We start from the raw sequence: 22,164 nt of genomic DNA on the forward strand, positions 1-22,164 counted from the left end.
CAAAAACTACCATGACGAAGATCAAAAAGCAATAAACTTCTCAATCTGCTCATCGGTAAACTTCAGTGTTTCCGGTTGAAAAAGGTTGCCTTCTTCATTCAGTTCTTGTCTTACAAAGGGGATATAAATACGTAGCGGTAACAGGTGAATGTGCATATAGCCACACACGCCTGTAAAGTGCTCTACCCCGCGTATATTGCCGTATCGGCCTGAGGACAGGCCCACCAGTGCGGCTTTTTTCTCGTAAAAACTGTCTGGGAAATCGCAAGCATCAACAAAGGTTTTCAATATGCCGGGGAAACTGCCGTTATACTCGGGTATTACAAATAAAAATTTACTGGTTGCGCTAATGAGTTCCTGGATGGGTTTAAACTCTTCGCTGCGTTTGCCATACAAATCGGTAGCAATAAGGCTGGCGGGTAAGTCGGTTAATGATAGGAGGTGGCAATCCTGCCCTTTGGCGCTTAGTTGACTCTGATAATATTTTGCCAGTTTAAGCGTAGCGCTGTTGGGGCGATTAGTGCCAGATATAATGGTGATCATTTTTTTCTGAGGTAAAAAGACGAAAGGTAAAAGGTGAAAGGTGAAAAAGCAAATGGATCAAGCTGAAAGACAAAACGTGCTGTATTTTTATGCAATAATAATTCAACGTTTTAAGCTGAAATTAGTAGATGATATAAGAGAACCTTTTGCCCCTTGCCTTTACCCTTTCTCCTCTCTATTTAACTGTAAATTGTTTGTAAGTAGCCCTAACCTGTGGATTGTCGGATAGTTTAAATTCGTATCTTTAGCCCGCGGTAAAAACTTCACGAAAGTAAAAATTTTTATGTTGGCTTTCCGTTCATAACTAATCGACATCAATTATAATTTAATTAGATATAATGGGTAAAATAATTGCTTTGGCCAATCAAAAAGGCGGAGTGGGTAAAACCACATCATCTATCAACCTGGCGGCAAGTTTAGCCGTGTTAGAGTATAAAACATTGTTGGTAGATGCAGATCCGCAGGCCAATTCTACCTCGGGTATCGGGTTTGACCCCCGTACTATTAAAAACAGCATTTATGAGTGCATTATTAATGGTACAGACCCGCACGAGGCTATTCAAAAAACAGAAACCCCAAATCTTGACCTGCTGCCTGCCCACATTGACCTGGTTGGTGCCGAGATTGAGATGATTAACCTGACAGACCGCGAATATAAAATGCGCGGTGTGCTTGATCAGGTAATTAACGAGTATGATTTCATCATTATAGACTGTTCGCCATCTTTGGGTTTAATTACCATTAATGCGCTTACTGCCGCTAACTCGGTAATTGTACCGGTGCAGTGCGAGTATTTTGCGTTAGAGGGTTTGGGCAAATTGCTTAATACCATCAAGATTGTGCAAACCCGTTTGAACACCAACCTGGATATTGAAGGTATTTTATTGACCATGTATGATGTGCGCTTGCGCCTGAGCAACCAGGTAGTAGAAGAAGTGCGTACGCATTTTGAAGATCTGGTGTTCGAAACCATTATTCAGCGTAACACCCGTTTAAGCGAGGCCCCAAGCTTTGGTATGTCTGTAATTATGCACGATGCCAATTGCAAAGGCGCTATTAACTATTTGAACCTTGCGCGCGAGATTGTACGCAAAAATGGTATGGTAAGAGACGAGGCCGAGGCCACTACAGCAACAGTTTAATAAATGAGCGTAGAAAAAAAGAGAGCATTAGGAAAAGGATTAAGCGCGTTACTGGATGACACCCCTCAGGTAACCAATAATCGGACAGCCACCCCGCCGCAGGTGCAAACCACAGATGGCCCGGGCGCTATTAATGAAATAAGTATTGACGAGATTGAGGTTAACCCTTTCCAGCCGCGTACAGAGTTTGATCCGCAGGCGCTGCAGGAGTTGTCAGATTCTATTAAACTGCAGGGGCTGATACAACCCATCACCGTGCGCCGTATTAGCGGCAATAAATATCAGTTGATATCTGGCGAACGCCGTTTGCGTGCCTCTAAGCTGGCAGGTGTTAGAAATATTCCGGCCTACATTCGCACCGCTAATGACCAGCAGATGCTGGAAATGGCGCTGATTGAAAATATCCAGCGCGAAAACCTGAACGCTATTGAGACCGCGCTCAGTTTTCAGCGGATGATTGATGAACTGAACCTGAAACAGGAAGAACTGGGCGAACGCGTAAGCAAAAACCGCTCTACCGTAACCAACTACCTGCGCTTGTTAAAACTGCCGCCGGCTATCCAGGTGGCTATTCGCGATGGGGCTATTACCATGGGGCACGCCCGCGCGCTGCTTGGTCTGGAAAGCCCGACTGATCAGCTGTACATCCATCAGATGATTATCCGCGATGGTTTATCTGTGCGCAAGGTAGAGGAGATGGTGCGTAACGTGCAGCAAAACGCATCTTCGGCAAAAAAAGGTAATAATAAACTAAATGAGCCGTTATCGTACCAGGTACAAAAAATTCAGGACGATCTGTCATCTCGCTTTAGCTCAAAAGTTAAATTGAAAGTGGGTAGCAAAGGCTCCGGCCTTATCGAAATTCCGTTTTTATCGGATGATGACCTGAATCGTATTCTTGAAATGCTGGATTGGTAAATGACTAAATTACTGCTCACTTTTATATTGATTGCAGGCCTGGCCCTCACGGCCGCCGCACAAAAGCCAGATACGCTAAAGCGTACCAAAGCTACAGTGACGGATAGCCTGAACCACAGGGCAGATTCGCTCCAGTCTAAACCATTTAAACCCGGGCTGCTTTCTAAGAAGGATAAGATAATTATTCCAGATACGCTGCACAGTCCGCACAAGGCGGTTATCCGCTCATTGATTATTCCGGGTTGGGGACAGGCCTATAATCATCATTATTGGAAAATTCCCCTTATTTATGGTGCCTTAGGTTCATTAGGATATTATATCTGGTATAACGAGCGAGACTACCAGGGTTTTTTGGCGGTAGCAAAATACCAGCGAGATCCTAATTATACCAACGCCAAGTATAATAACTATATCCAACAATACGCCAAGTACCCTAACGCATCTATCGTCAATCAAAAAGATTACTCACTGCGTAGTCGCGATTTATGTATCCTGGGCTTCCTGCTCTCCTGGGGCGTTAACTGTATAGATGCTTATGTGTTTGCCAAGTTCAAGCACTCATATTCTATGGATAATAACCTGAGCGATGTTCACATCAGCGGCGGTTTGTTGAATAATCCGCTCAGTCCGGTTTATGCGGCAAATTTTAATACCTTTACGCCTGCCATAAAACTCACCATTACACTAAGATGAAAATTGCATTGTTAGGCTACGGCAAAATGGGCCGTATTATTGAAAAAATCGCCATAGATCGCAAAAACGAGATCGTACTGAAAATAGACGAAAATAACGCGCACGAACTGACTACCGAAAACCTGAAAAAGGCCGATGTAGCCATTGAGTTTAGCATCCCCGATACCGTACTTGGTCATATTGACGCATGTTTTAAAGCCAATGTGCCTATTGTTGTTGGCACCACCGGTTGGTACGGGCATTTGCAGCGTATAAAAGATGATTGCGTTGACGGCGGCCACACCCTGCTTTATGCATCGAACTTTAGCGTTGGGGTAAACGTGTTTTTCCACGTTAACAAAATTTTAGCTAAGCTGATGAACAACTATCCGTACTATGATGTGCAGGTAGAAGAAATTCATCATACCCAAAAGCTCGATTCGCCAAGTGGTACAGCTATTACCATCGCCGAAGGCATTATTGATGGGTTAGCAGACAAAAAGGAATGGGTAAACGAGCTGGTTGATGCCGGCGCTTCTGCACAAGAGGTGGTAAAACCAGACCAGGTATTGATTGAATCATTACGGGTAGAAAACGTACCGGGCACACATACTGTAATTTATGACTCTGAGGTAGATACCATTGAGTTTAAGCATACCGCGCACAACCGTAACGGTTTTGCGTTAGGCGCCGTATTGGCTGCCGAGTGGGTGCAAGGCAAAAAAGGATTCTACTCGGTTAAAGATATGTTTAACTTTAGCCTGTAACCAATTAACCGCTACCCAAAGTGAACAACGTTGTAATTCTGCTCTTCGTCGTTTTATACGTCATTATACCGTTTATTGGTCTTTATAAAATGTTTGAGAAGGCTGGCGAAGCTGGCTGGAAAGGCGTTGTTCCGCTCTATAATGCCTGGGTGATGATGGAGCTGAGTGGTAAACGCAAATGGTGGTTTATACTGATGCTGGTCCCGGTGGTAAACATTCTGGCCATCATTAGCATTGTTACTGATTTTGTAAAATCATTCGGTAAGTTCAGGCTTCGTGAGCAGGCCGCCGCCATTCTGTTCCCGTTTATTGCCTTTTACAAATGGGGGACCGATAAAGACACCAAATACCTGGGTAAAGCTGCCAGTGATTCTTTCAAAGAGCGTCATAAACTAAGTCTTAAAAAATCATCGGGCCGTGAGTGGACCGAGGCTATTATTTTTGCCGTGGTTGCCGCAACGCTGATCCGTACATTCTTTATTGAGGCTTATACTATTCCTACGCCATCAATGGAACGCTCGCTGCTGGTGGGCGATTTCCTGTTTGTAAGCAAGGTAAACTACGGCGCGCGCACGCCAATGACGCCTGTTGCATTTCCGTTTGCGCATCATACCATGCCGTTAATTGGTACCAAAGCTTATTGGGATGGCCTGGAGTTACCATACTACCGTTTGCCAGGATTGAGCGAGGTGAAAAAAGGTGACGTAGTAGTATTTAACTACCCTATGGAAGCCGACTCGCCATTTAACCGACCGGTAGACAAACGCGAAAACTACATTAAACGCTGTCAGGGTACCCCGGGCGATACGCTTTCGGTTGTTAACTCGCAGGTTTTTGTAAACGGTAAGGCTGCCGAAAACCCACCCGAGAGTCAAATTCAATACACTATAGTTAATGCCAGTGCTGCCGCTTACGGCTTAAACCCAAAGTTGCTGGATGATCTGCATATCAGTATTTACGAAGGTGATACGCTGGCAACCATGACCAAAGCATCCGCCGCTACGCTGCGTACTTACCCGGATGTAAAAGCAGTTAACCCGGTTATAGCCCCTAAAGGTGTTGCTGATTACCAGACTTTTCCACAAGACCCAAAACATTACAAATGGAATGCTGATAATTATGGTCCGGTAATTATCCCAAAAAAAGGGTGGACCGTTAAATTGGATAGTTTGACCATCCCAATCTACTATCGCGCCATCAAAGTTTACGAAGGTAACAAGGTAGAACAGAAAGATAAAAACACACTCTACATAAACGGTGCTAAGGCTGATACCTATACCTTTAAAATGAACTACTACTGGATGATGGGCGATAACCGCCATGACTCGCTCGACTCGCGTTACTGGGGTTTTGTGCCAGAAGATCACATCGTAGGTAAAGCCCTCTTTGTTTGGATGAGTTGGGATGACAACGCCAGCTTTATCCACAAAATAAGATGGAGCAGGCTGTTCATGCCGATACACGCTTATTGAAGAAAATTAGGGATCGAAGATTAAAGCATAGCAAAGGCTGCAGTTAACTGCAGCCTTTTTTTGTTGCATATCCTGTAGAGCCACATAATTGTGGCTCTTGCCCTTGCAGATAAATGCTCGCGGGATGCTGTTTGTTATCTATCACGTCATTGCGAGGAACGAAGCAATCTCTGTACAGGACATTCGGTTATGCACATCCAGTAGCATATGCAGAGATTGCTTCGTTCCTCGCAATGACGTGGTAAAGGGTGGCTCATTGGATATAAAACAAAACGAGGCGGCTCATTGAGCTGCCTCGTTTATAAAATGATAATCTCTTATTCGCTAGTTACCAGTCTTTATCAATTATCCCTTAAACGCACCTAAGTGGCCAGAATAATACAGCGCAATAATAACCACGCCGATGATGATACGGTAAACACCAAATAGTTGGAAGCCTTTCTTCTCCAGGAAGGTGATAAACGAGCGGATAGCCAGTAATGCCACCACAAACGCTACGGCACTGCCAATCAGCAGCAGAGAGATTTCCTGGTGCAGGTTAGCGCCTTTAAAGCCACCGTCTTTATAGTAGTCTAAAATATCTTTAGCAGTAGCTGCCAGCATGGTAGGCACCGCCAGGAAGAATGAGAATTCGGCAGCGGCCTTACGGCTCAGCTTCATAGACATACCGCCTACAATTGATGCACCAGAACGTGATACACCCGGAATCATGGCCAAACACTGGAAGAAACCGATTTTTAATGCGGTTGGCAGGTTGATATTCTTTTCTTCTTCAACTTCTACCTTGTTAAACCATTTGTCAACAAACAACAGGATAACACCACCCACAATAAAGGTGGTAGCGGGGATTAATGGGTTACCCATCATCTCTTTGATCTTGTGGTTAAACAAAGCGCCAAAGATCAATGCCGGGATAACGGCCACCACCAGCTTTACATAAAAATCGAACGAACGGAAAAAGCGTTTGAAGTACAGGATCACCACCGAAAGGATGGCGCCCAGTTGGATCACAATTTCAAACAGCTTTACAAAATTGTCTTCGCCAATACCCATCAGGGAGCTGGCTATGATCATATGCCCGGTAGATGATACAGGCAAAAACTCGGTCAAACCCTCAATAATAGCGAGGATGATCGCTTGAAAAGTAGTCATGATTATTTGGTGGCTGGTTTTTTAAGTAACGCGTAAAAGCCTAAACCAAAGCCGGCCAGCACCAAAATAGGTGCAATGACGATTTTTGTAGTGCTGTAAATGTCGGTATTACCGCTCATCAGCACAAAGCCAAAGGCTACCACCAGTACGCTGATGCCCAGCCAGGTGTAGTTGCCTTTATCATAAAGTAGGTTAACGGGCTCCTGTACAGGGTTGGCGGCGGTAGCGCCACTGCGCTTAATAGGGGATGACGGCGTAGTTTTTAGTGCCATGTTTTATCTGTATAAACTAATGATTTTTGAACGAAGGAATTTGTTTACGGCCAGCCAGGTGCTCAGGCCAGATATCAGGATACCCAGGCCAATAACAATTAAAAACACCATGCCAAACTCGGCATAATTTTGTAGCACCACCAGTTCTGGTATGGTGGTATTGGCCAGGTATAGCGTACCCATCAGTATAATAATGGCTATCAGCGCGCCCAGCAGGCCATGCCATATACCATATAAAATAAACGGTTTGCGGATGAAAGAGCGGGTAGCCCCCACCAACTGCATAGATTTGATAATGAAACGCTGTGAGTAAATAGCCAGGCGGATGGTATTGTTAATCAGCCCCACAGAAACCACCACAAATATAGCGGCAAAGGCCAAAATAATCAGCGTAATAGCAGCCAGGTTATGGTTCATCTGATCTACCAGTGATTGCTGGTATTTGATCTCCTTAACAATAGGGTTTTTAAGCAACTGCGCTTTAAACATGGCAATATGCTCGTTATCGGCATACTCGGCCTTCAGATACACATCCAGTGATTCTGACAGTGGGTTGTAACCCAAAAACTTTACAAAATCTTCGCCCAGATCTTTCTGCAGGTTGCGGGCAGCTTCTTCTTTAGTAACAAAAGTAGATTGCTTTACAAAAGGGTGGTTTTCCAGCTGGTGCTGCAGTTGCTGCACATCGGCATCGCGTGCGCTTTCGTCAACAAAAACGTTCAGTACGATGTTTTCTTTAACGTATTTAGATAAGTTGTTGGCATGCACCAGAATAAGGCCCAGCAGGCCCACCATCAGCAATACCATCGAGATGCCAAATACAGTTGATATGTAGATGGTTTTGGTTTTTTTTGCTGATGAGCTTTCCTCAAATTCTTCCATAAAGATCCTCCTGGTTGCGAAAATAAGAAACCACGCCTAAAGGTAAAATAATAAATGCGATAATCGTTCCCACGGGGCGTGATTTGATAACAGATTTAACATTAATTAACGTGGTTGGCGTGGTGTTGTTGTTCTGTCCCTTGTCATCTCGACCCAAGGAAAGATCTTTTCGGAGCGACATGCAGGATATACGCGCCAGGATGCATAATCGAAAAGCTCCCTCACGCTGTTCGGGATGATAGTAAGGACTTTAATTAGCTTTAACTTTTTACCCTATCAGCGGCAGCGTAAAATAAAAGGTTGATCCCTGGCCCAGCGTGCTCTCGGCCCAGATTTTGCCGCCATGTTGTTTGATGATTTCTGAACAGAGATACAGCCCGATGCCAAAGCCAGAAATGTGCTTGGTGCGACTGGATTCTACGCGATAGTAACGGTCAAACAAACGTTTAATGTCAATGGCATCAATGCCCATGCCTTCATCGCGCACGCTGATTTGTACATACTTGCCTTCGATGCCACATTTTACACGGATGGTGGTACCCGGAGGCGAGTATTTTACCGCATTACTAAGTAGGTTTGATATCACTGAGCCAACCTTATCGCGATCTGCCCTGATGCCGAGGTAACCGCACAAGTCAAGCTCAATTTCATGATTGGTTGCTGTGAGCGAGATCTCGTCGGCAATGTCTCTCATCAATGCTTCCAGGTCAAAGTTCTCTTTATCGATAATGAGTTTGCCCGATTCCAGTCGCGAGATGTTCAGAAAGCCGTTAATCATGGCCGTCATGCGTTTTACCTGGTTGTTAGCGCGTTCCATGGCCCCTTTTAAAAATGCGTCCTCACTGTCTTTTAGCTTCAAGCCGGCCACCTGTATAATGGCGCTTAACGAGGTTAATGGCGTCTTCAACTCATGGCTGGCCATGCCAATGAATCCGCTCTTGCGCATATCTTCTAGCTTTTCATCAGTTATGTCTATCACCAAACCAGAGAAGTGGGCGCCCCATTTGCCTTCTCCTGGATAGCGTTTGCCAATGGCGCGTACCCAGCGCTCACGATCATCGGGCATTTTAACCGGGTGCTCATTCAGGTAGGGGCTACCGTCTGCAATAGTTTGTTCTACCTGCTCCTTTAATGTTTGTTGGTAGGGAGCAGGCACACGGGCAAGCAAATCATCGTAACCGGCCTCTTCTTCCGCACGAAAGCCATAAAGGCTCTTCATGCCTTCAGAAAAAACAAAGCTGCGGGTAGCTATATCCATGTGCCAGGTAGCGGCGCCGGCTGCGTCCACAGAAAAGCGCAGCATTTCTTCTGTACGGGCCAGGGCCAGGCGGGCATTTACCTGTTCGGTTACATCGGTTCCAATAGTAATAAAACCGTTAATAACACCATCGGCATCATAAAGCGGTTCATAAGAGAAATTGAGATAAAGCGTTTCCAGATGATCGCCACGCCGCAAATCAACCGGGCGCTCTGTAAAATAAAACTTTTCTCCGCCGTGATACACGGCATTTAGTAGCTCATCAATGCCCTGGGCTTTCAGCTCTGGCATGGCTTCCAAAATGGGTAAGTGTAACACTTCATCCTCGCTACGCCCCCACAACGTAAGGGCGTGACGATTGGCAATCTCAGTAATATATTGCGGCCCGCGGAGATGGCAATGGCCACCGGGGCTTGTTGTATCACCAGTCGCAAGTTCAATTCACTCTCACGTAAGGCCCGGGTACGGGCAACTTCGGCTCGGCGCACTTCTTCAAGGGCATGGCGGTTTTGTACACTTTCGGTCACATCGGTTGTAGTGTGCAGTATGGCATAGGTTTCGCCGAGCTCATTAAGCAGGGCGCGGTAAGCAAAATCAAAGTAGAAGGTTGTTAATTTACCATCAATCTTCAGCTCGGCAGAAGTATCCCGGGCTTCGTAGGTTTTACCGGTGCGCCAAACATCCTGTAGCAGACCAATAAAGGGCTGCCCTGCCAGTTCGGGCACGGCCTCCAGCAAGGGTTTGCCAATAATAGAACGGTCTTTCCCCCAATAGCTAATCATGGCATCGTTAGCCATCTGCACTACAATATCCGCACCGGTGTAAATAGCCGTGGCGTCTTTAGAGAGATTGAGAATAGCAAGCAGCGCATCACTGTTGAGGCGGATGGATCCGGACATGTTATTAGAAAGTAAGAAGGAGTGAAGATACAATAATGGCTAAACAGATTTACGGCGGTTAAGTTTATGGGGAGCGGAAATTTATGGGAAAGGTTATAAAATGAAAAAAGTTGCAGCGGATTGGAGCTGCAACTTTTTATATAGATCGTTGTCATTTCGACCTCACGCTATCGCGCAATCCAACGCCTGTTCGGAAATGACAAGATTGTAGACGCTTTTTACTTCGCCTGATACACCACGCTACCACCAACAATGGTAGTATTTACTTTAATGTTACGGATCTGGTCCGGATCAATTTTGGTTGGGTCTGCATCCAGTACCACCATATCTGCAAGGTAGCCGGGTAGCAAACTGCCTTTTTTCTTTTCTTCAAAAGTGGTGTAAGCGCCGCCGTAGGTATAGGCCTTAATGGCATCCTCGGCATCAATACATTGGTTGGCACCAACTACCACGCCCTCTTTGGTTTTGCGGGTAACGGCGCTGCCCAGGCGCGGCATGGCCTGGTAGGGCGAAATTGGCGCATCTGAGTGCAGCGCGTAAACAATGCCCATATCCTGCGCGGTTTTAGTTGGGTGCAGCATTTTTAATCTATCGGGACCGTAAACCAGCATTTTCTCGCCCAGCTCATACATATAACAATGGAACACCGGGATAATACCGTCTTTCTTAATGTTGTCCATTATCTTCTGTGTTGTCAGGCTGCAATGTTCAATACGATGACGCGGGTCTGGACGCGGGTTTGCCTTTTGCGCTTTTTCAATAGCCGAAATAACCATATCAATCTCGCGGTCGCCATTGGAGTGGCAGGCAATCTGCCAGCCAAAATTGTGGATTTTGGCAAACAAGCTATCCAGTGCGGCCTGACTGCGGGCTGGCGGAATGCCATAATAATCGCGCTTACCGGTAACCGGGTTAATCATGTCATAAGGCTCGTTCAGCCAACAGGTTTTGCCGCTTAGCGAGTTGCCGTGGATTACTTTTACCGATGCAATGCGCAGGTAGTCAGTCTCTGTACGAGGGATCTTGCCACTCAGCACCTGGTCCAAATATTCCCACCAAATGATGGCGTTTACACGAATAGGGAAATGCTCTGCCACCAGTTTGCGGTAAATCTCCACCCTGTCTGGCGAAGTATGTGCATCGCCAATACTGGTAACGCCGCTGGCCAGTACTTTGTTAAAATACAGGCGATAGCCGTTCATCTCCTCCTCGGGTGTTGGCTGCGGCGGGGTAGTGATCTTAGCGCGATGCAGGTAACCTGCGGCAGATTCTTTACAAATGCCATCGGGTTTGTTAGTGCCCTGGTAGCGTTCAAACAGACCGCCAGCCGGATCTTTAGTAGTATCAGTAATGCCCGCCCGATCCATCAGGTAAGAGTTGGCGGCAGAAAGATGCCCGCTTACGTGACTGATCAGCACCGGGTGATCTGTAGTGGCTTTATCCAGGCTATCGCGAATAGGCTGGCCGCCTAGTGCAGTCTCGTTATATCCCACGCCACGGATAAGCATGCCTTTAGGAGTAATGGCCGCTTTGCGTTTAATCAGAGCGATCAGGTTTTTCATGGAGCTTACTGTATCCAGTTCTAACGATGCATAAGGTGCCTCGAAGGGGTAAAGTGCAGCAGGGTGCTGGTGCACATCATTAAAACCAGGTACCACCGTTTTGCCGTTAAGCTTGATGATTTTAGTTTGCTTGCCAGCATACTTCATCACTTCGGCATCGGTGCCGGTAGCCAGTATTTTACCGTCGGCCATGGCAATGGCCTGGGCGCGGCTGCCTTTTTGTTTCAAGGTGATGATGTTGCCGCCGGTTAAGATCAGGTTAGCCTGTTGGGCATGTAACTGTAGCTGCAGGGTGAGCAGTGCAATTATTAAAGTAAATAGCTTTTTCATATCGGCCGGCAATTTCTAAAGCAATTGTTAGCCGTTGATTTGCCGCTCATGAAAATTGGATTTGGTTTGCTAACAGATAGGTTTACCCGGCTCACGGCAAAACGCACAACCGGCGTGTTTTTTAATATTATCTAAATATTTATCCGGACCGATGGCTTTATCTTCGCAAAAAATATCTATAGATAAATTCCTGTCACATGAAGAAACTTTTAATTTTTGCGGTGCTTGGCCTGATGCTGGCACCGGCTGCTTTTGCCCAAAAAAAAGTAGCGGTAATTACCTTTTACATTAACAAACAAATTGATGTAACTGAACTTGGCGCCGCCGCCTACGCCGCCTCTGTAAAACTGAGCGACGACCCGCGGTTTAACCTGACCCCTTTGCTGCAAGGCTTCCACCAGCAATTTTTTAATAACTATTCAAAAAATCTGCCGTTCCAATTGCTGCCAGAAGATCAGGTGACCGGTAGCGATGTTTACAAAAACTTTACCCCGGCAAACGGCGAGGGTAGCGGCGTACTTAAGTTGAGCAATTACCTTACGCCTTATGATGGTTATAAAACCATCATCCCACTAGCTGGTCATGCCAGCGAGAAACAGCTGGCTAAACTGATTGAGCAGTGCGATGGCGTAATGGTGGTATATATTGATTTTAAACTGACCAAAATTGGTTTCGGCGGTATGGGTGTGGTAAAGGTTATTGCTAAAGCCAACATTGCCCTTTACAATAAAGCGGGCGACAAAGTTTTTGCCGTATCAGAAGAAGCTAAATCAAAAAGCCAGAGCCCGATGGTAGGCGGTGTTCCGGTAATGTCGGCAGATAAAGTGATGCCGATGTGCCAAAGCGCCCTGGCAGAGCTGATGGACGAATTACCTGGTGATCTGCCTAAGATTGTTAAGAAAACGGATGCTAAACTTTAAAGAGAGTACTATTCTAAAAGCTTTCAGATAAATCTATAATACAAAAGCCAGGCATTGCCTGGCTTTTGCTGTTTTACTTATGTATTATTTCCAGAATAGTCGATTTAATAATAAATACGCAAAATAGGGCGTGTTGGTTTTAGTGGGTGAGCGTAGCCGAAGTTTTATCGCTTCAGCAATAAATAAAAAATAGCGCTTACCGTTAACACATCATGATTAACAAAGGCAACGCGCAGCAAACGCAGGGCTTTGCGCACATGCTGCTCTACCGTGTTTTCTGAAATGTTGAGGCCCTGGGCAATCTCTTTGTTCATGGCACCTTGTTGTTTCATCTCCAACACCCTGCGGCATTGCGGCGGCAGCTTGGCAATCTCGTCGCTCAGCAGGCGCTCCAGGTCGCGGGTTTCAATAAGGGCCTGGGTAGAGTTATCTACATCGTTAAAATAATGACCAAAATCTTCCTGGTATCGCTTATAGGTGCTGCTTTGGCGGTGCGTATCCAGAATTTTGTTTTTTACAACGATGTATAAGAAAGCAAATACCGAGTTGATGCTTGTTGCCTGTGTTTGCAATTTATGAAAGGCAATAAAGGCATCCTGCACAATCTCCTCGGCCATAACGCGGTCGCGGGTTTTATCAAGGGCAATAGCAAGTAATTTGAGGGCGTATTTATGATAGATCGCATTAAACGCGCCATCATCGCCCTCAGACCATCGCAGCAACAAGGCCGCATCACTATGATCTGTTACAAGCTTAATAATGTTTATAATTAGTTGGTTCTACGAAATTAAGACATCCACAGGGCAAATGTAAATTTTTTTTCATTTAGAGTAACGGCAATGTTACCCGAGCCGCGTCTTACTATCAAATACCGATATAAACCCGTTTTTCGTGACCCTATTTTACCACCAGCTATGAACCAAGATCGCCTGGATTATTTATTAGATCAATACCACAACGGCATTTGTTCGCCCGATGAGCAGGCCGAGCTGGACAACTGGTATCATAACCTGAAAGGCGGCAAACCAGACTTTGAAGCCTGGGTAAATGAGCAGGGGGGAGAGGAGCAGCTAACCGATACGCTGTATCAAAACTTTCAGCAAAAACTACAGCAAAATAAAAAGCGGTCGCGCTTTGCATATTCTGGTTGGGTAGCTGCATCGGTAGTTATAGCACTGATATCGGGTTATTTCCTGTTTAAAACTAACAAGCAAATACCTCAAACCAATACTGTTGCTCAGGTAAAAGCACCAGCCGGACAGCCCGGTAAAAACAAGGCGTTCCTTACCCTGGCTGATGGCCGTAAGATAGATCTGGATGATACCCGTCCGGGGCAATTAGCCCAACAGCAGGGCGTGGTTATTCATAGCACCTCAGGCGGTAAAATAATCTACCAGATGGCCGGTAATCAGAAAGCCGCTGCTAAAGACACGCTGGCGTGGAACAACATCACCATCCCGCGCGCGGGGCAGTATGAGTTGGAATTGCCAGATGGCACCAAAGTATGGCTCAATGCCGAGACCAGTTTGCGTTTCCCGGTACAGTTTCAGGGTAAAGAGCGTAGGGTGATGTTAACCGGCGAGGCTTATTTTGAGGTGGCGCACAACGCCAGCATGCCGTTTAAAGTGAGTACCGGTAGCCAAACGGTTACCGTACTGGGTACCCACTTTAATATTAAGGCTTATGCCGATGAAGAAAAAATGTCGACCACGTTGCTACAGGGCAGCGTGAGTATTGCCAATAGCGTTTCGGGCCAGAGCAAACTGTTGGTACCGGGCAAACAGGCTGATATTTATAAAGGTAACGGCGCCATAGCCATTAGCAATGCCAAGGTTGATGAGGTGATAGCCTGGAAGAACGGCTACTTTATTTTTGATAACCAGGATATCCGCAGCATTATGAAACTGGTGAGCCGTTGGTATGATGTGGATGTGAACTACCAGATTAACAAACCGGTAAGGTTTGGTGGTACGTTCTCGCGCTCATCTAATCTGAACGAACTGTTAAAGAACTTTGCTTTAATAAGCAACTTGCATTTTGACGTAAAAGAAAGGAGGATTATCGTATCAAACTGATACACATTATTTTAAATTAACTGTTGCTATTAATCTGCAATCGATTGCAGGTGAGATAGGGCAGTGGAACAAGTATTTAGAAAACCAATTATAAACGTCCCCTAAAAAGTCAGGGAGCCCGCCAAGACCCCCCGATGATCGGCCTGTAGCAGACCGAGTTAGGAATCCATTATTGAGACTCAACAATAACAATTATTTAAACCTAACAATCAAATGTACAAAAAAATTGCTGAATCAAGGTTCAGGGATATAAGCCCCTTATTGCCTAAAATTTTATTGAGGATGAAGTTTACTGTTCTTTTGTTGGCCGTTACATTATTGCAGGCAAAGGCCTCAATATTTGCGCAAAAGATTAATCTTTCTGTAAAAGATGCTTCGTTAACCGAAGTGATCACCAAGATCAGGATGCAAACGCAAATTGACATCCTGTACAACAATAGCGCCGTTTCTGGCATGAAACCCATCACCCTGGAAGCCAAAAACGAAGACCTGAAGGTGGTATTGAACAAATGTTTTAAAGACCAGCCGCTTACCTACAAAATGGTAGGTAATACTATTCTTATCACCCCAAAGCCCGAAGAGGAGCCCGCTCCCGTAGAAAATGAGAAGCCGGCTGCTATTACCATAACCGGTAGGGTGGTAGATGAAAAAGGTTTACCGTTGCCAGGTGTAACCGTTAAGGTAAAGAATACAAAAACGGCAGCGGCGTCAGACATCAATGGTAACTACAAGATCAGTGTGCCTGATGTGAGCGCTGTGCTGGTATTTTCATTTGTAGGTTATGAATCGCAGGAAGCCGCTGTTGCCGGCCGCACCACTATTAATATCTCTCTGAAAGCTCAAAACACAGGTTTGAATGAGATTGTGGTGGTTGGTTATGGTACCCAAAAGTCTAAAGATTTGACTGGTTCTGTAAGCTTTGTTACTGCCGAGAACATGAATAAAGGCCCGCAATTAACACCGCAGCAGATGCTTCAGGGTAAAGCGGCCGGTATTAACATTGCACAAAATAGTGGTAAACCTGGTGGTTCCAACACCATCAGAATTCGTGGTGGTCAATCGTTGACCCAGTCTAACGAGCCACTTTACGTAATTGACGGTGTGCCTATTGCGGTATCTAACCAGGGCCAGTCTAACATTGCGGTAAGTGGTACAGACGTATTTGACGAAGAAGCCATCAACCCGTTGCAAACGCTGAACGCCAATGATATCGAATCTATTTCGGTGTTGAAGGATGCATCTGCGGCGGCAATTTATGGGGCAAGAGCGGCAAACGGCGTTATCATTATTGTTACTAAAAGCGGTAAAAATGGTAAGGCACAAGTTTCTTACAATGGTTCGGCCAGCGTGTCAAATGTTGCCAAAGAACTGAACATGCTATCTGCAGATCAGTACCGCAGCTTAATCAAAACACTTAGCTTACCAATTGACGATAAAGGCGCCAGCACCAACTGGCAGGACCAAATTTATCGTACTGCTTACAGCAGCGACCATAACGTTGCGCTGTCTGGCGGCACCGATAAAACAAGTTACCGCACCTCTTTAGGCTATAGCAATCAGCAGGGTATTGTGCGCAGCTCAAGCATTGAGCAGGCCAATGTTACCATAAACCTAACCCACAAAGCATTGAATGACCGTTTGAAATTTGATTTTCACTTAAACTACGGTCAGAACAAGCAGCACGTAGCGCCAATTTCAAACACAGTGGGTAGCGAGTTAGGTACCAGTATGAACTACGAGGCTTATGTATTTAATCCTACTTACCCGGTTTATGATCCTAATGGCAATTACTACAATATTCCGCCATATCGTGTTAACCCTGTATCATTCTCTACCGAGGTAACAGATCAAAAAGCCAATCAGCGTATCCTGGGTAACTTAACAACCTCATACAAAATTCTTGACCCGCTGAGTATTAACGTAACGTTGGGTTATACCCGCACCGGTACAGATCGTAATACCTACATTGATAAATCAAAAGGTAACAGCCCGCTGGGCAACGGTTTAAACGGTTGGGCCAGCATGCAGAAGTTTTCTGATTACAGCAAGCTGTCAGAAACCATTTTGCGCTTTGCCAAAACCTACGGAAAGCATGATATAGAGGCTTTGGCCGGCTACTCATACCAGTATTTTTACTCAGAGAGCAGCAGAATAACTGCCAACAACTTCTTGTCTGACAACTTTATGTGGAACGCATTGCAGGCTGCCGGGACACCTGCTACAGTAAGCAGCGGAGCTGGAGACAACAAGCTGATATCTTTCTATACCCGTGCTAACTATAACTATGACAGCCGTTACCTGGTAACCGCAACCCTGCGTCGCGACGGATCAAGCCGTTTTGGTGCCAACAATAAATGGGGTTATTTTCCGTCAGGCTCTGTGGCCTGGCGCATCTCTCAGGAGAAATTCTTTAAAGTTAAACCAATTTCAGATCTGAAACTGCGCGCCAGCTATGGTGTAACAGGTAACCAGGATATTTCTAACCTGCTTTCTCAAAGCTTATTATCGCCCAGCTCTACTGGATATATTATTGGAGGAACGCGTTACACGCTTATTGGCCCAAGCCAGCTACAAAATCCTAATATCAAATGGGAGTCTACCAAACAGTTAGACCTTGGTCTTAACTTCGCTTTGTTCAATAATCGCCTGCACGGTACTGTAGATTATTATAACAAGCAAACTAATGACCTGTTGCTGTCAATCATCCTCCCTCAGCCAACTGTTATAACAAGGCAAACAAATAACGTAGGTAGTGTTGAGAACAAAGGCTTTGAGATTGAGTTAGGCGGCACCATTATAGATCATAAAGACTTCAACTGGGATGCCAATATCGTGTTTAGCCGTAACATGAACAAGGTAATCAGCCTGTCAAATAGCGTATTTAAAAGCGCCAATATCCAGAGCTATCCTGTTCAGGGAACCGTTTCCGGTGGTAACACCCAAATCATTATGCCCGGACAGCCGCTGGGCACCTTCTACGGTCCTGTTTATACTGGTCTTAACTCGTCTGGTATGGAAACCTATGCACCAGGTGGCAACCAGATTATTGGTAACGCTCAGCCAAACTTTACCTACGGCCTGTCAAACACATTTAGGTATAAACAATTTACGCTTACTGCTAACATGCGTGGTTCTTACGGTAATAAAGTATATAACCTTACCGCCAATAACCTGGGTTATAAGAAACTGCTGCCAGGTAAAAACGCACTGGCCTCTGTAGTAGATGATGGTGTTTCTGCCAGTCAGCCTCAAACTTTCTCTTCACGTTGGATTGAAAGCGGTTCGTTCCTGCGGATGGATAACGCCACTCTGGGTTATGATGTAAAGTTAAAAACAGCTGCTATTTCTGGTTTACGCGTGTATCTGAATGCTCAGAACCTGTTCCTGATCACCAAGTACTCTGGTGTTGATCCGGAGGTAAATGCCGAAACGTCTCGTACCGGTACTGCTCCGCTGGGTATTGATTACCTGGGCTATCCACGAGCCAGAACCTTTAGCATGGGCGTTAACCTGACATTTAATTAATGAATTTTTAAAATATCACTAAAATGAAATTAAGACCAATACTATATACCGCCGCACTGGGCGCAGTTATGCTGGGCAGTTGTACAAAACTGAATGAGAACACTTATGCCAGCCTTCCGCCTTCAAGTTTTTATAATAATGAAACAGAAGCGCTGTCTTCGGTTGCTAACCTGTACTCGGCAATGGGTAACGTTGCCAACGTTTCTGCACCGTGGACCATCTCTGAAATTGGCTCTGATGAGTTTGTGGTACCAGGCCGCGCCAGCGGTGGTTGGTATGACCAGAATAATATTGATATTATGCTGCATAAACCAACAACTACTAACACGCAGATAGCTAATGCATGGACTAATATCTTTAGTGCTATTGGTTCTGCCAACTATATTCTGGAAAACCTGAACAATTCTGCAGCTGCTGCAAGTCTTAAACCGGAAATTGCCGAAGCCAAAGCTTTGCGCGCCTATTTCTATTTTTACGCTCTTGATTTCTGGGGTAATGTGCCTATTGTAACAACCTCACGCCTTGACCAGGGCAACTTGCCAACTAACGCTGCGCGCGCTGACGTGTTTAAGTTTGTTGAATCAGAAATGCTGGCTGCAGCAGACGGGTTGCCTTCTGCCAGTACAGTAACAGCGGCCTACTATCCTCGGATGACTAAAGAAGCGGCCTATATGGTGCTGGCTACCATGTATCTGAATGCGCAGGTATATACCGGTACTCAACGCTGGTCTGACGCTTCTGCCATGTGCGATAAGATCATCAGCAGCGGAGCTTACGCATTGGAGGCAAACGTGGTAGATAATTTTAAAGTTGCCAATAAAGGCAAAACCAAAGAAACCATTTTTGCTGTTTCAATGGATCCTACCAAAAATGCGGGAGGTAATCCATTTATTATCTATGCGCAGCCATTTGCAGATCAGCAGAAATATAACCTGCCATTTGCGCCGGCCAATGGTTTCTCAACCTTCCAGGTAGCGTTAGACCGTTATGAAAATCAGGATAACCGTAAAAAATTATTAGAGTACGGTCCGCAATTTTATAAAGACGGCGTTACGCCGTTGCTGGATAGCAAAGGTCAGCAGTTAAACCTGATTAACATTGTGAGCTATACTGCCGCCGCCGATAATGAGGCTTACCGCGTATTAAAATATGTGCCAGATGGGGCCACTTTCTCGGGCATCAGTGCTAATAACGATTTGGTGGTTACCCGTTATGCCGATGTTTTGTTAACCAAAGCCGAAGCCCAATTTCGTTTAGGTAATGTAGCTGCCGCATTAACATTGGTTAACCAGGTGCGTGCCCGTAGTAACGCCTCTGCATTGGCTGCATTAACCTTGCAGAACATTGAAGATGAACGCGGTCGCGAGTTTATCTGGGAAGGTCATCGTCGTAGAGATCAGATTCGTTTTGGCGACTACTTTACCGGTACCTGGACCTTTAAAACATCAACAAATGACCCACTAACGTTGGGCGTTTATCCAATTCCTGCCGTTGAGCAGGCAACAAACCCTAACCTGAAGCAAAACCCAGGATATTAATTAATTGGTTAGTTCATGGCCCGGCGGGAGCGCCATCTCGCCGGGCTTTTTTATCTTCATCTTATGAAAAAATACCTGTTGCTTTTAAGTCTGTTCTGCGCAGGCAAAACCATGGCTCAATCTAAAGAGTGGCTAACCGGCGTGCCCGACACCTCTTTTAACATCAACAAAGATTATCGCCAAAACTTAAAGACTTATCCTTTTATTAAGATTGCGCCAGATAGTGTTACCGCTGCCGTAAAAGAACAGCGCAACCTGGTTTATTGTCAGTTAGGCGATCGTCAATTACATATAGATGCCTTTACTCCGGTTAAAAAAAGCAAACCCACACCTGCTATAATTATGGTACATGGTGGTGGCTGGCGCTCAGGGAATCATACCCAGCACATTCCGCTGGCCCAGCATTTGGCGGCTTTGGGCTATGCCAGTTTTACGGTAGAGTACCGCTTGTCTACCGAGGCGCTGTATCCTGCCGGTGTTAATGATATTAAATCGGCTATCCAGTGGATGCACGCTAACGCTAAGAAATTTAATATCGATACCAATAAGATTGCTATCCTGGGCTTCTCTGCCGGCGGTCAACTGGCCGCGCTGGTGGGTATGACCTCAGGGCTGAATAAATTTGATGCGCTCAATTTCAACAAACCGCACTCCAGCGCTGTACAGGCGGTGATTGATATTGACGGTACGCTATCGTTCGTATCGCCCGATGCATGGGAAACACAGAATCAGCAAACGGTAGCGCCATCTGCCTGGTGGATGGGGTATAAGCGTACCGAACGTTTGGATCTGTGGGAAGAAGCCAGTCCACTAAGTTATGCAGAGCGTAATAAGCTGCCGTTCCTGTTCCTGAATAGTTCGGTTGAGCGGATGCATGCCGGTCGCGATGTGTTTAAAACCATGATGGATAAAAAAGGCGTATACACCCAGATCATCAACTTTAAAGATACACCACACACCTTTTGTTTATACCGACCATGGTTTGATGACGTGGTAAAAGATATTGATGTATTTTTAGCCAAAGTATTTAAATAAACCACCAATGTTATTTCCTAAGCTCTTGAAGAACAGCCTGCCCGTGTTGGCCCTGGCAGTAATGTCCGTTAAACCGGCATCGGCACAAAACAAACAGCCATACTCGCAGCAAATGGCCCACACGGTAACCACCCTGTGGAAAGACAGCCTGCCCACCGGCAACAAGTGGACCTATGACCAGGGCGTGATCCTGAAAGGGTTCGAAGGCATTTGGCAGGATACCGGCGACAGGAAATACTACGATTTTATAAAATACTGCCTGGACAAGTTTGTGCAGCCCGATGGCAGCATCCGCACCTATCGTATGGATGAGCACAATCTGGACTATGTGCTTTGCGGTCGCAACGTCCTCACCTTATATAAACAAACTAAAGAAGAAAAATACCTGAAGGCCCTGCAGATGCTGCGCAGCCAGCTGGCTACCCAACCGCGCACTTTTGACGGCGGCTTTTGGCACAAGAAACGTTACACCAACCAAATGTGGCTGGACGGACTGTACATGGCAGAGCCATTTTATGCCGAGTACGCCGCAACGTTTCACGAAGACTCTGTTTTTAATGATGTAGCCCGTCAGTTTATCCTGATGGAGCAGCACTCACGTGATGATAAAACCGGCTTACTATACCACGCCTGGGATGCCGCCAAAGCCGAGCGCTGGGCCGACCCGAAGACCGGTCGCTCACCTCATGTATGGGGTAGGGCAATGGGTTGGTACGGTATGGCTTTGGTTGATGCGTTGACGCAATTCCCGGCTGATCATCCTAAACGTAAAGAACTCATTGCCATACTGCAGCGCTACGCGGATGCAGTAACCCGCTTTCAGGACAAGCCAACCGGCTTGTGGTATGACATTGTAGATATGGGAACCGAGAAAGGTAATTATCTCGAGGCATCAGCGTCGTGCATGTTTGTGTATGCCCTGGCCAAAGGCGTGCGCGAAGGTTTCTTACCGGCCAGCTACCTGCCGGTGGCACAAAAGGGTTATGATGGCATTATCAAAAAATTTATCCGTACGGATGAGCGTGGTTTGCTGGTTCTGGACGGTACCGTACAAGTGAGCGGCCTGGGCGGTAAGCCTTACCGCGATGGCAGTTATGCTTATTATATGAGTGAGAAGGTGATTACCAATGATGCCAAGGGCGTAGGGGCATTCCTTCAGGCCAGTGTAGAGATGGAACGTGCCGCTAAAAACAAAAAGTAAA

General features: G+C 45.9%; 19 protein-coding genes. 11 read left to right on the top strand and 8 right to left on the bottom strand.

Annotation, left to right across the window (positions count from 1 at the left end):
• Positions 1 to 21: 21 nt before the first annotated feature.
• Entirely contained in the window at positions 22 to 543 is a 522-nt protein-coding gene (locus ABZR88_RS02030; RefSeq protein WP_107829058.1) for an NADPH-dependent FMN reductase, read from the bottom strand.
• Between the two features lie 338 nt (positions 544 to 881).
• On the opposite strand from ABZR88_RS02030, the gene ABZR88_RS02035 reads away from it, so the two are divergent.
• From ABZR88_RS02035 to lepB, 5 genes are read left to right on the top strand one after another with little or no spacing between them, the layout of a single operon-like run.
• Positions 882 to 1,685, top strand: a complete 804-nt coding sequence (locus ABZR88_RS02035) for a ParA family protein (protein WP_107829057.1) — start codon at positions 882 to 884, stop codon at positions 1,683 to 1,685.
• A 3-nt stretch (positions 1,686 to 1,688) separates the two neighbouring features.
• The gene (locus ABZR88_RS02040; protein ID WP_107829056.1) at positions 1,689 to 2,603 is read left to right on the top strand and encodes a ParB/RepB/Spo0J family partition protein; all 915 of its coding nucleotides are present in this window, start codon (positions 1,689 to 1,691) and stop codon (positions 2,601 to 2,603) included.
• A complete protein-coding gene (locus ABZR88_RS02045; RefSeq protein WP_107829055.1) occupies positions 2,604 to 3,296 on the top strand; it encodes a DUF5683 domain-containing protein in 693 nt (230 codons plus the stop codon).
• Positions 3,293 to 4,042 carry a 4-hydroxy-tetrahydrodipicolinate reductase gene (dapB, locus tag ABZR88_RS02050; protein ID WP_107829054.1) on the top strand — a complete coding sequence of 250 codons (750 nt, stop codon included), beginning with the start codon at positions 3,293 to 3,295 and terminating at the stop codon, positions 4,040 to 4,042. The genes ABZR88_RS02045 and dapB overlap by 4 nt, the downstream gene beginning before the upstream one ends.
• Before the next feature lie 20 nt (positions 4,043 to 4,062).
• Positions 4,063 to 5,514, top strand: coding sequence for a signal peptidase I (gene lepB / locus ABZR88_RS02055; RefSeq protein ID WP_245917059.1), 1,452 nt, complete (start codon positions 4,063 to 4,065; stop codon positions 5,512 to 5,514).
• Between the two features lie 345 nt (positions 5,515 to 5,859).
• On the opposite strand, the gene ABZR88_RS02060 is transcribed toward lepB, so the two are convergent.
• From ABZR88_RS02060 to ABZR88_RS02085, 6 genes are all read right to left on the bottom strand, one after another.
• Positions 5,860 to 6,666, bottom strand: a complete 807-nt coding sequence (locus ABZR88_RS02060) for an undecaprenyl-diphosphate phosphatase (protein WP_107829052.1) — start codon at positions 6,664 to 6,666, stop codon at positions 5,860 to 5,862.
• A 2-nt stretch (positions 6,667 to 6,668) separates the two neighbouring features.
• A complete protein-coding gene (locus ABZR88_RS02065; protein WP_107829051.1) occupies positions 6,669 to 6,938 on the bottom strand; it encodes a DUF3098 domain-containing protein in 270 nt (89 codons plus the stop codon).
• A 3-nt stretch (positions 6,939 to 6,941) separates the two neighbouring features.
• A complete protein-coding gene (locus ABZR88_RS02070; protein ID WP_107829050.1) occupies positions 6,942 to 7,820 on the bottom strand; it encodes an ABC transporter permease in 879 nt (292 codons plus the stop codon).
• A 268-nt stretch (positions 7,821 to 8,088) separates the two neighbouring features.
• Positions 8,089 to 9,420 carry an ATP-binding protein gene (locus tag ABZR88_RS02075; RefSeq protein WP_107829049.1) on the bottom strand — a complete coding sequence of 444 codons (1,332 nt, stop codon included), beginning with the start codon at positions 9,418 to 9,420 and terminating at the stop codon, positions 8,089 to 8,091.
• Positions 9,357 to 9,977, bottom strand: coding sequence for a PAS domain-containing protein (locus ABZR88_RS02080; RefSeq protein ID WP_107829048.1), 621 nt, complete (start codon positions 9,975 to 9,977; stop codon positions 9,357 to 9,359). The genes ABZR88_RS02075 and ABZR88_RS02080 overlap by 64 nt, the downstream gene beginning before the upstream one ends.
• Positions 9,978 to 10,195: 218 nt before the next feature.
• Complete coding sequence (locus ABZR88_RS02085; protein WP_146166549.1) at positions 10,196 to 11,869, bottom strand: amidohydrolase; 1,674 nt, start codon at positions 11,867 to 11,869, stop codon at positions 10,196 to 10,198.
• Positions 11,870 to 12,066: 197 nt separating this feature from the next.
• On the opposite strand from ABZR88_RS02085, the gene ABZR88_RS02090 reads away from it, so the two are divergent.
• Positions 12,067 to 12,789 (top strand): hypothetical protein, encoded by a 723-nt coding sequence (locus ABZR88_RS02090; protein WP_107829046.1) that lies wholly within the window; start codon positions 12,067 to 12,069, stop codon positions 12,787 to 12,789.
• Between the two features lie 164 nt (positions 12,790 to 12,953).
• On the opposite strand, the gene ABZR88_RS02095 is transcribed toward ABZR88_RS02090, so the two are convergent.
• Complete coding sequence (locus ABZR88_RS02095; RefSeq protein WP_170113623.1) at positions 12,954 to 13,514, bottom strand: RNA polymerase sigma factor; 561 nt, start codon at positions 13,512 to 13,514, stop codon at positions 12,954 to 12,956.
• Between the two features lie 189 nt (positions 13,515 to 13,703).
• Here ABZR88_RS02095 and ABZR88_RS02100 point away from each other — a divergent pair, with 189 nt between their 5' ends.
• From ABZR88_RS02100 to ABZR88_RS02120, 5 genes are all read left to right on the top strand, one after another.
• On the top strand, positions 13,704 to 14,864 hold the full coding sequence (locus tag ABZR88_RS02100) for a FecR family protein (RefSeq protein ID WP_170113622.1): 1,161 nt from the start codon (positions 13,704 to 13,706) through the stop codon (positions 14,862 to 14,864).
• Between the two features lie 282 nt (positions 14,865 to 15,146).
• Complete coding sequence (locus ABZR88_RS02105) at positions 15,147 to 18,389, top strand: TonB-dependent receptor (protein ID WP_170113621.1); 3,243 nt, start codon at positions 15,147 to 15,149, stop codon at positions 18,387 to 18,389.
• Positions 18,390 to 18,412: 23 nt separating this feature from the next.
• Positions 18,413 to 19,927, top strand: coding sequence for a RagB/SusD family nutrient uptake outer membrane protein (locus ABZR88_RS02110; protein WP_211309827.1), 1,515 nt, complete (start codon positions 18,413 to 18,415; stop codon positions 19,925 to 19,927).
• A 63-nt stretch (positions 19,928 to 19,990) separates the two neighbouring features.
• Complete coding sequence (locus ABZR88_RS02115; protein WP_170113620.1) at positions 19,991 to 20,962, top strand: alpha/beta hydrolase; 972 nt, start codon at positions 19,991 to 19,993, stop codon at positions 20,960 to 20,962.
• A gap of 7 nt (positions 20,963 to 20,969) precedes the next feature.
• Entirely contained in the window at positions 20,970 to 22,163 is a 1,194-nt protein-coding gene (locus ABZR88_RS02120; protein ID WP_211309826.1) for a glycoside hydrolase family 105 protein, read from the top strand.
• Position 22,164 lies beyond the last annotated feature (1 nt).

The sequence above is a fragment of the Mucilaginibacter yixingensis genome (assembly GCF_041080815.1).
Lineage (GTDB): Bacteria > Bacteroidota > Bacteroidia > Sphingobacteriales > Sphingobacteriaceae > Mucilaginibacter > Mucilaginibacter yixingensis.

Coding starts and splice junctions, on each gene's coding strand:
- ABZR88_RS02030 (WP_107829058.1), bottom strand. CDS start 543: ATGATCACCATTATATCTGGCACTAATCGCCCCAACAGCGCTACGCTT.
- ABZR88_RS02035 (WP_107829057.1), top strand. CDS start 882: ATGGGTAAAATAATTGCTTTGGCCAATCAAAAAGGCGGAGTGGGTAAA.
- ABZR88_RS02115 (WP_170113620.1), top strand. CDS start 19,991: ATGAAAAAATACCTGTTGCTTTTAAGTCTGTTCTGCGCAGGCAAAACC.
- ABZR88_RS02060 (WP_107829052.1), bottom strand. CDS start 6,666: ATGACTACTTTTCAAGCGATCATCCTCGCTATTATTGAGGGTTTGACC.
- ABZR88_RS02080 (WP_107829048.1), bottom strand. CDS start 9,977: ATGTCCGGATCCATCCGCCTCAACAGTGATGCGCTGCTTGCTATTCTC.
- ABZR88_RS02110 (WP_211309827.1), top strand. CDS start 18,413: ATGAAATTAAGACCAATACTATATACCGCCGCACTGGGCGCAGTTATG.
- ABZR88_RS02070 (WP_107829050.1), bottom strand. CDS start 7,820: ATGGAAGAATTTGAGGAAAGCTCATCAGCAAAAAAAACCAAAACCATC.
- dapB (WP_107829054.1), top strand. CDS start 3,293: ATGAAAATTGCATTGTTAGGCTACGGCAAAATGGGCCGTATTATTGAA.
- ABZR88_RS02045 (WP_107829055.1), top strand. CDS start 2,604: ATGACTAAATTACTGCTCACTTTTATATTGATTGCAGGCCTGGCCCTC.
- ABZR88_RS02105 (WP_170113621.1), top strand. CDS start 15,147: ATGAAGTTTACTGTTCTTTTGTTGGCCGTTACATTATTGCAGGCAAAG.
- ABZR88_RS02120 (WP_211309826.1), top strand. CDS start 20,970: ATGTTATTTCCTAAGCTCTTGAAGAACAGCCTGCCCGTGTTGGCCCTG.
- ABZR88_RS02090 (WP_107829046.1), top strand. CDS start 12,067: ATGAAGAAACTTTTAATTTTTGCGGTGCTTGGCCTGATGCTGGCACCG.
- ABZR88_RS02040 (WP_107829056.1), top strand. CDS start 1,689: ATGAGCGTAGAAAAAAAGAGAGCATTAGGAAAAGGATTAAGCGCGTTA.
- ABZR88_RS02085 (WP_146166549.1), bottom strand. CDS start 11,869: ATGAAAAAGCTATTTACTTTAATAATTGCACTGCTCACCCTGCAGCTA.
- ABZR88_RS02065 (WP_107829051.1), bottom strand. CDS start 6,938: ATGGCACTAAAAACTACGCCGTCATCCCCTATTAAGCGCAGTGGCGCT.
- ABZR88_RS02100 (WP_170113622.1), top strand. CDS start 13,704: ATGAACCAAGATCGCCTGGATTATTTATTAGATCAATACCACAACGGC.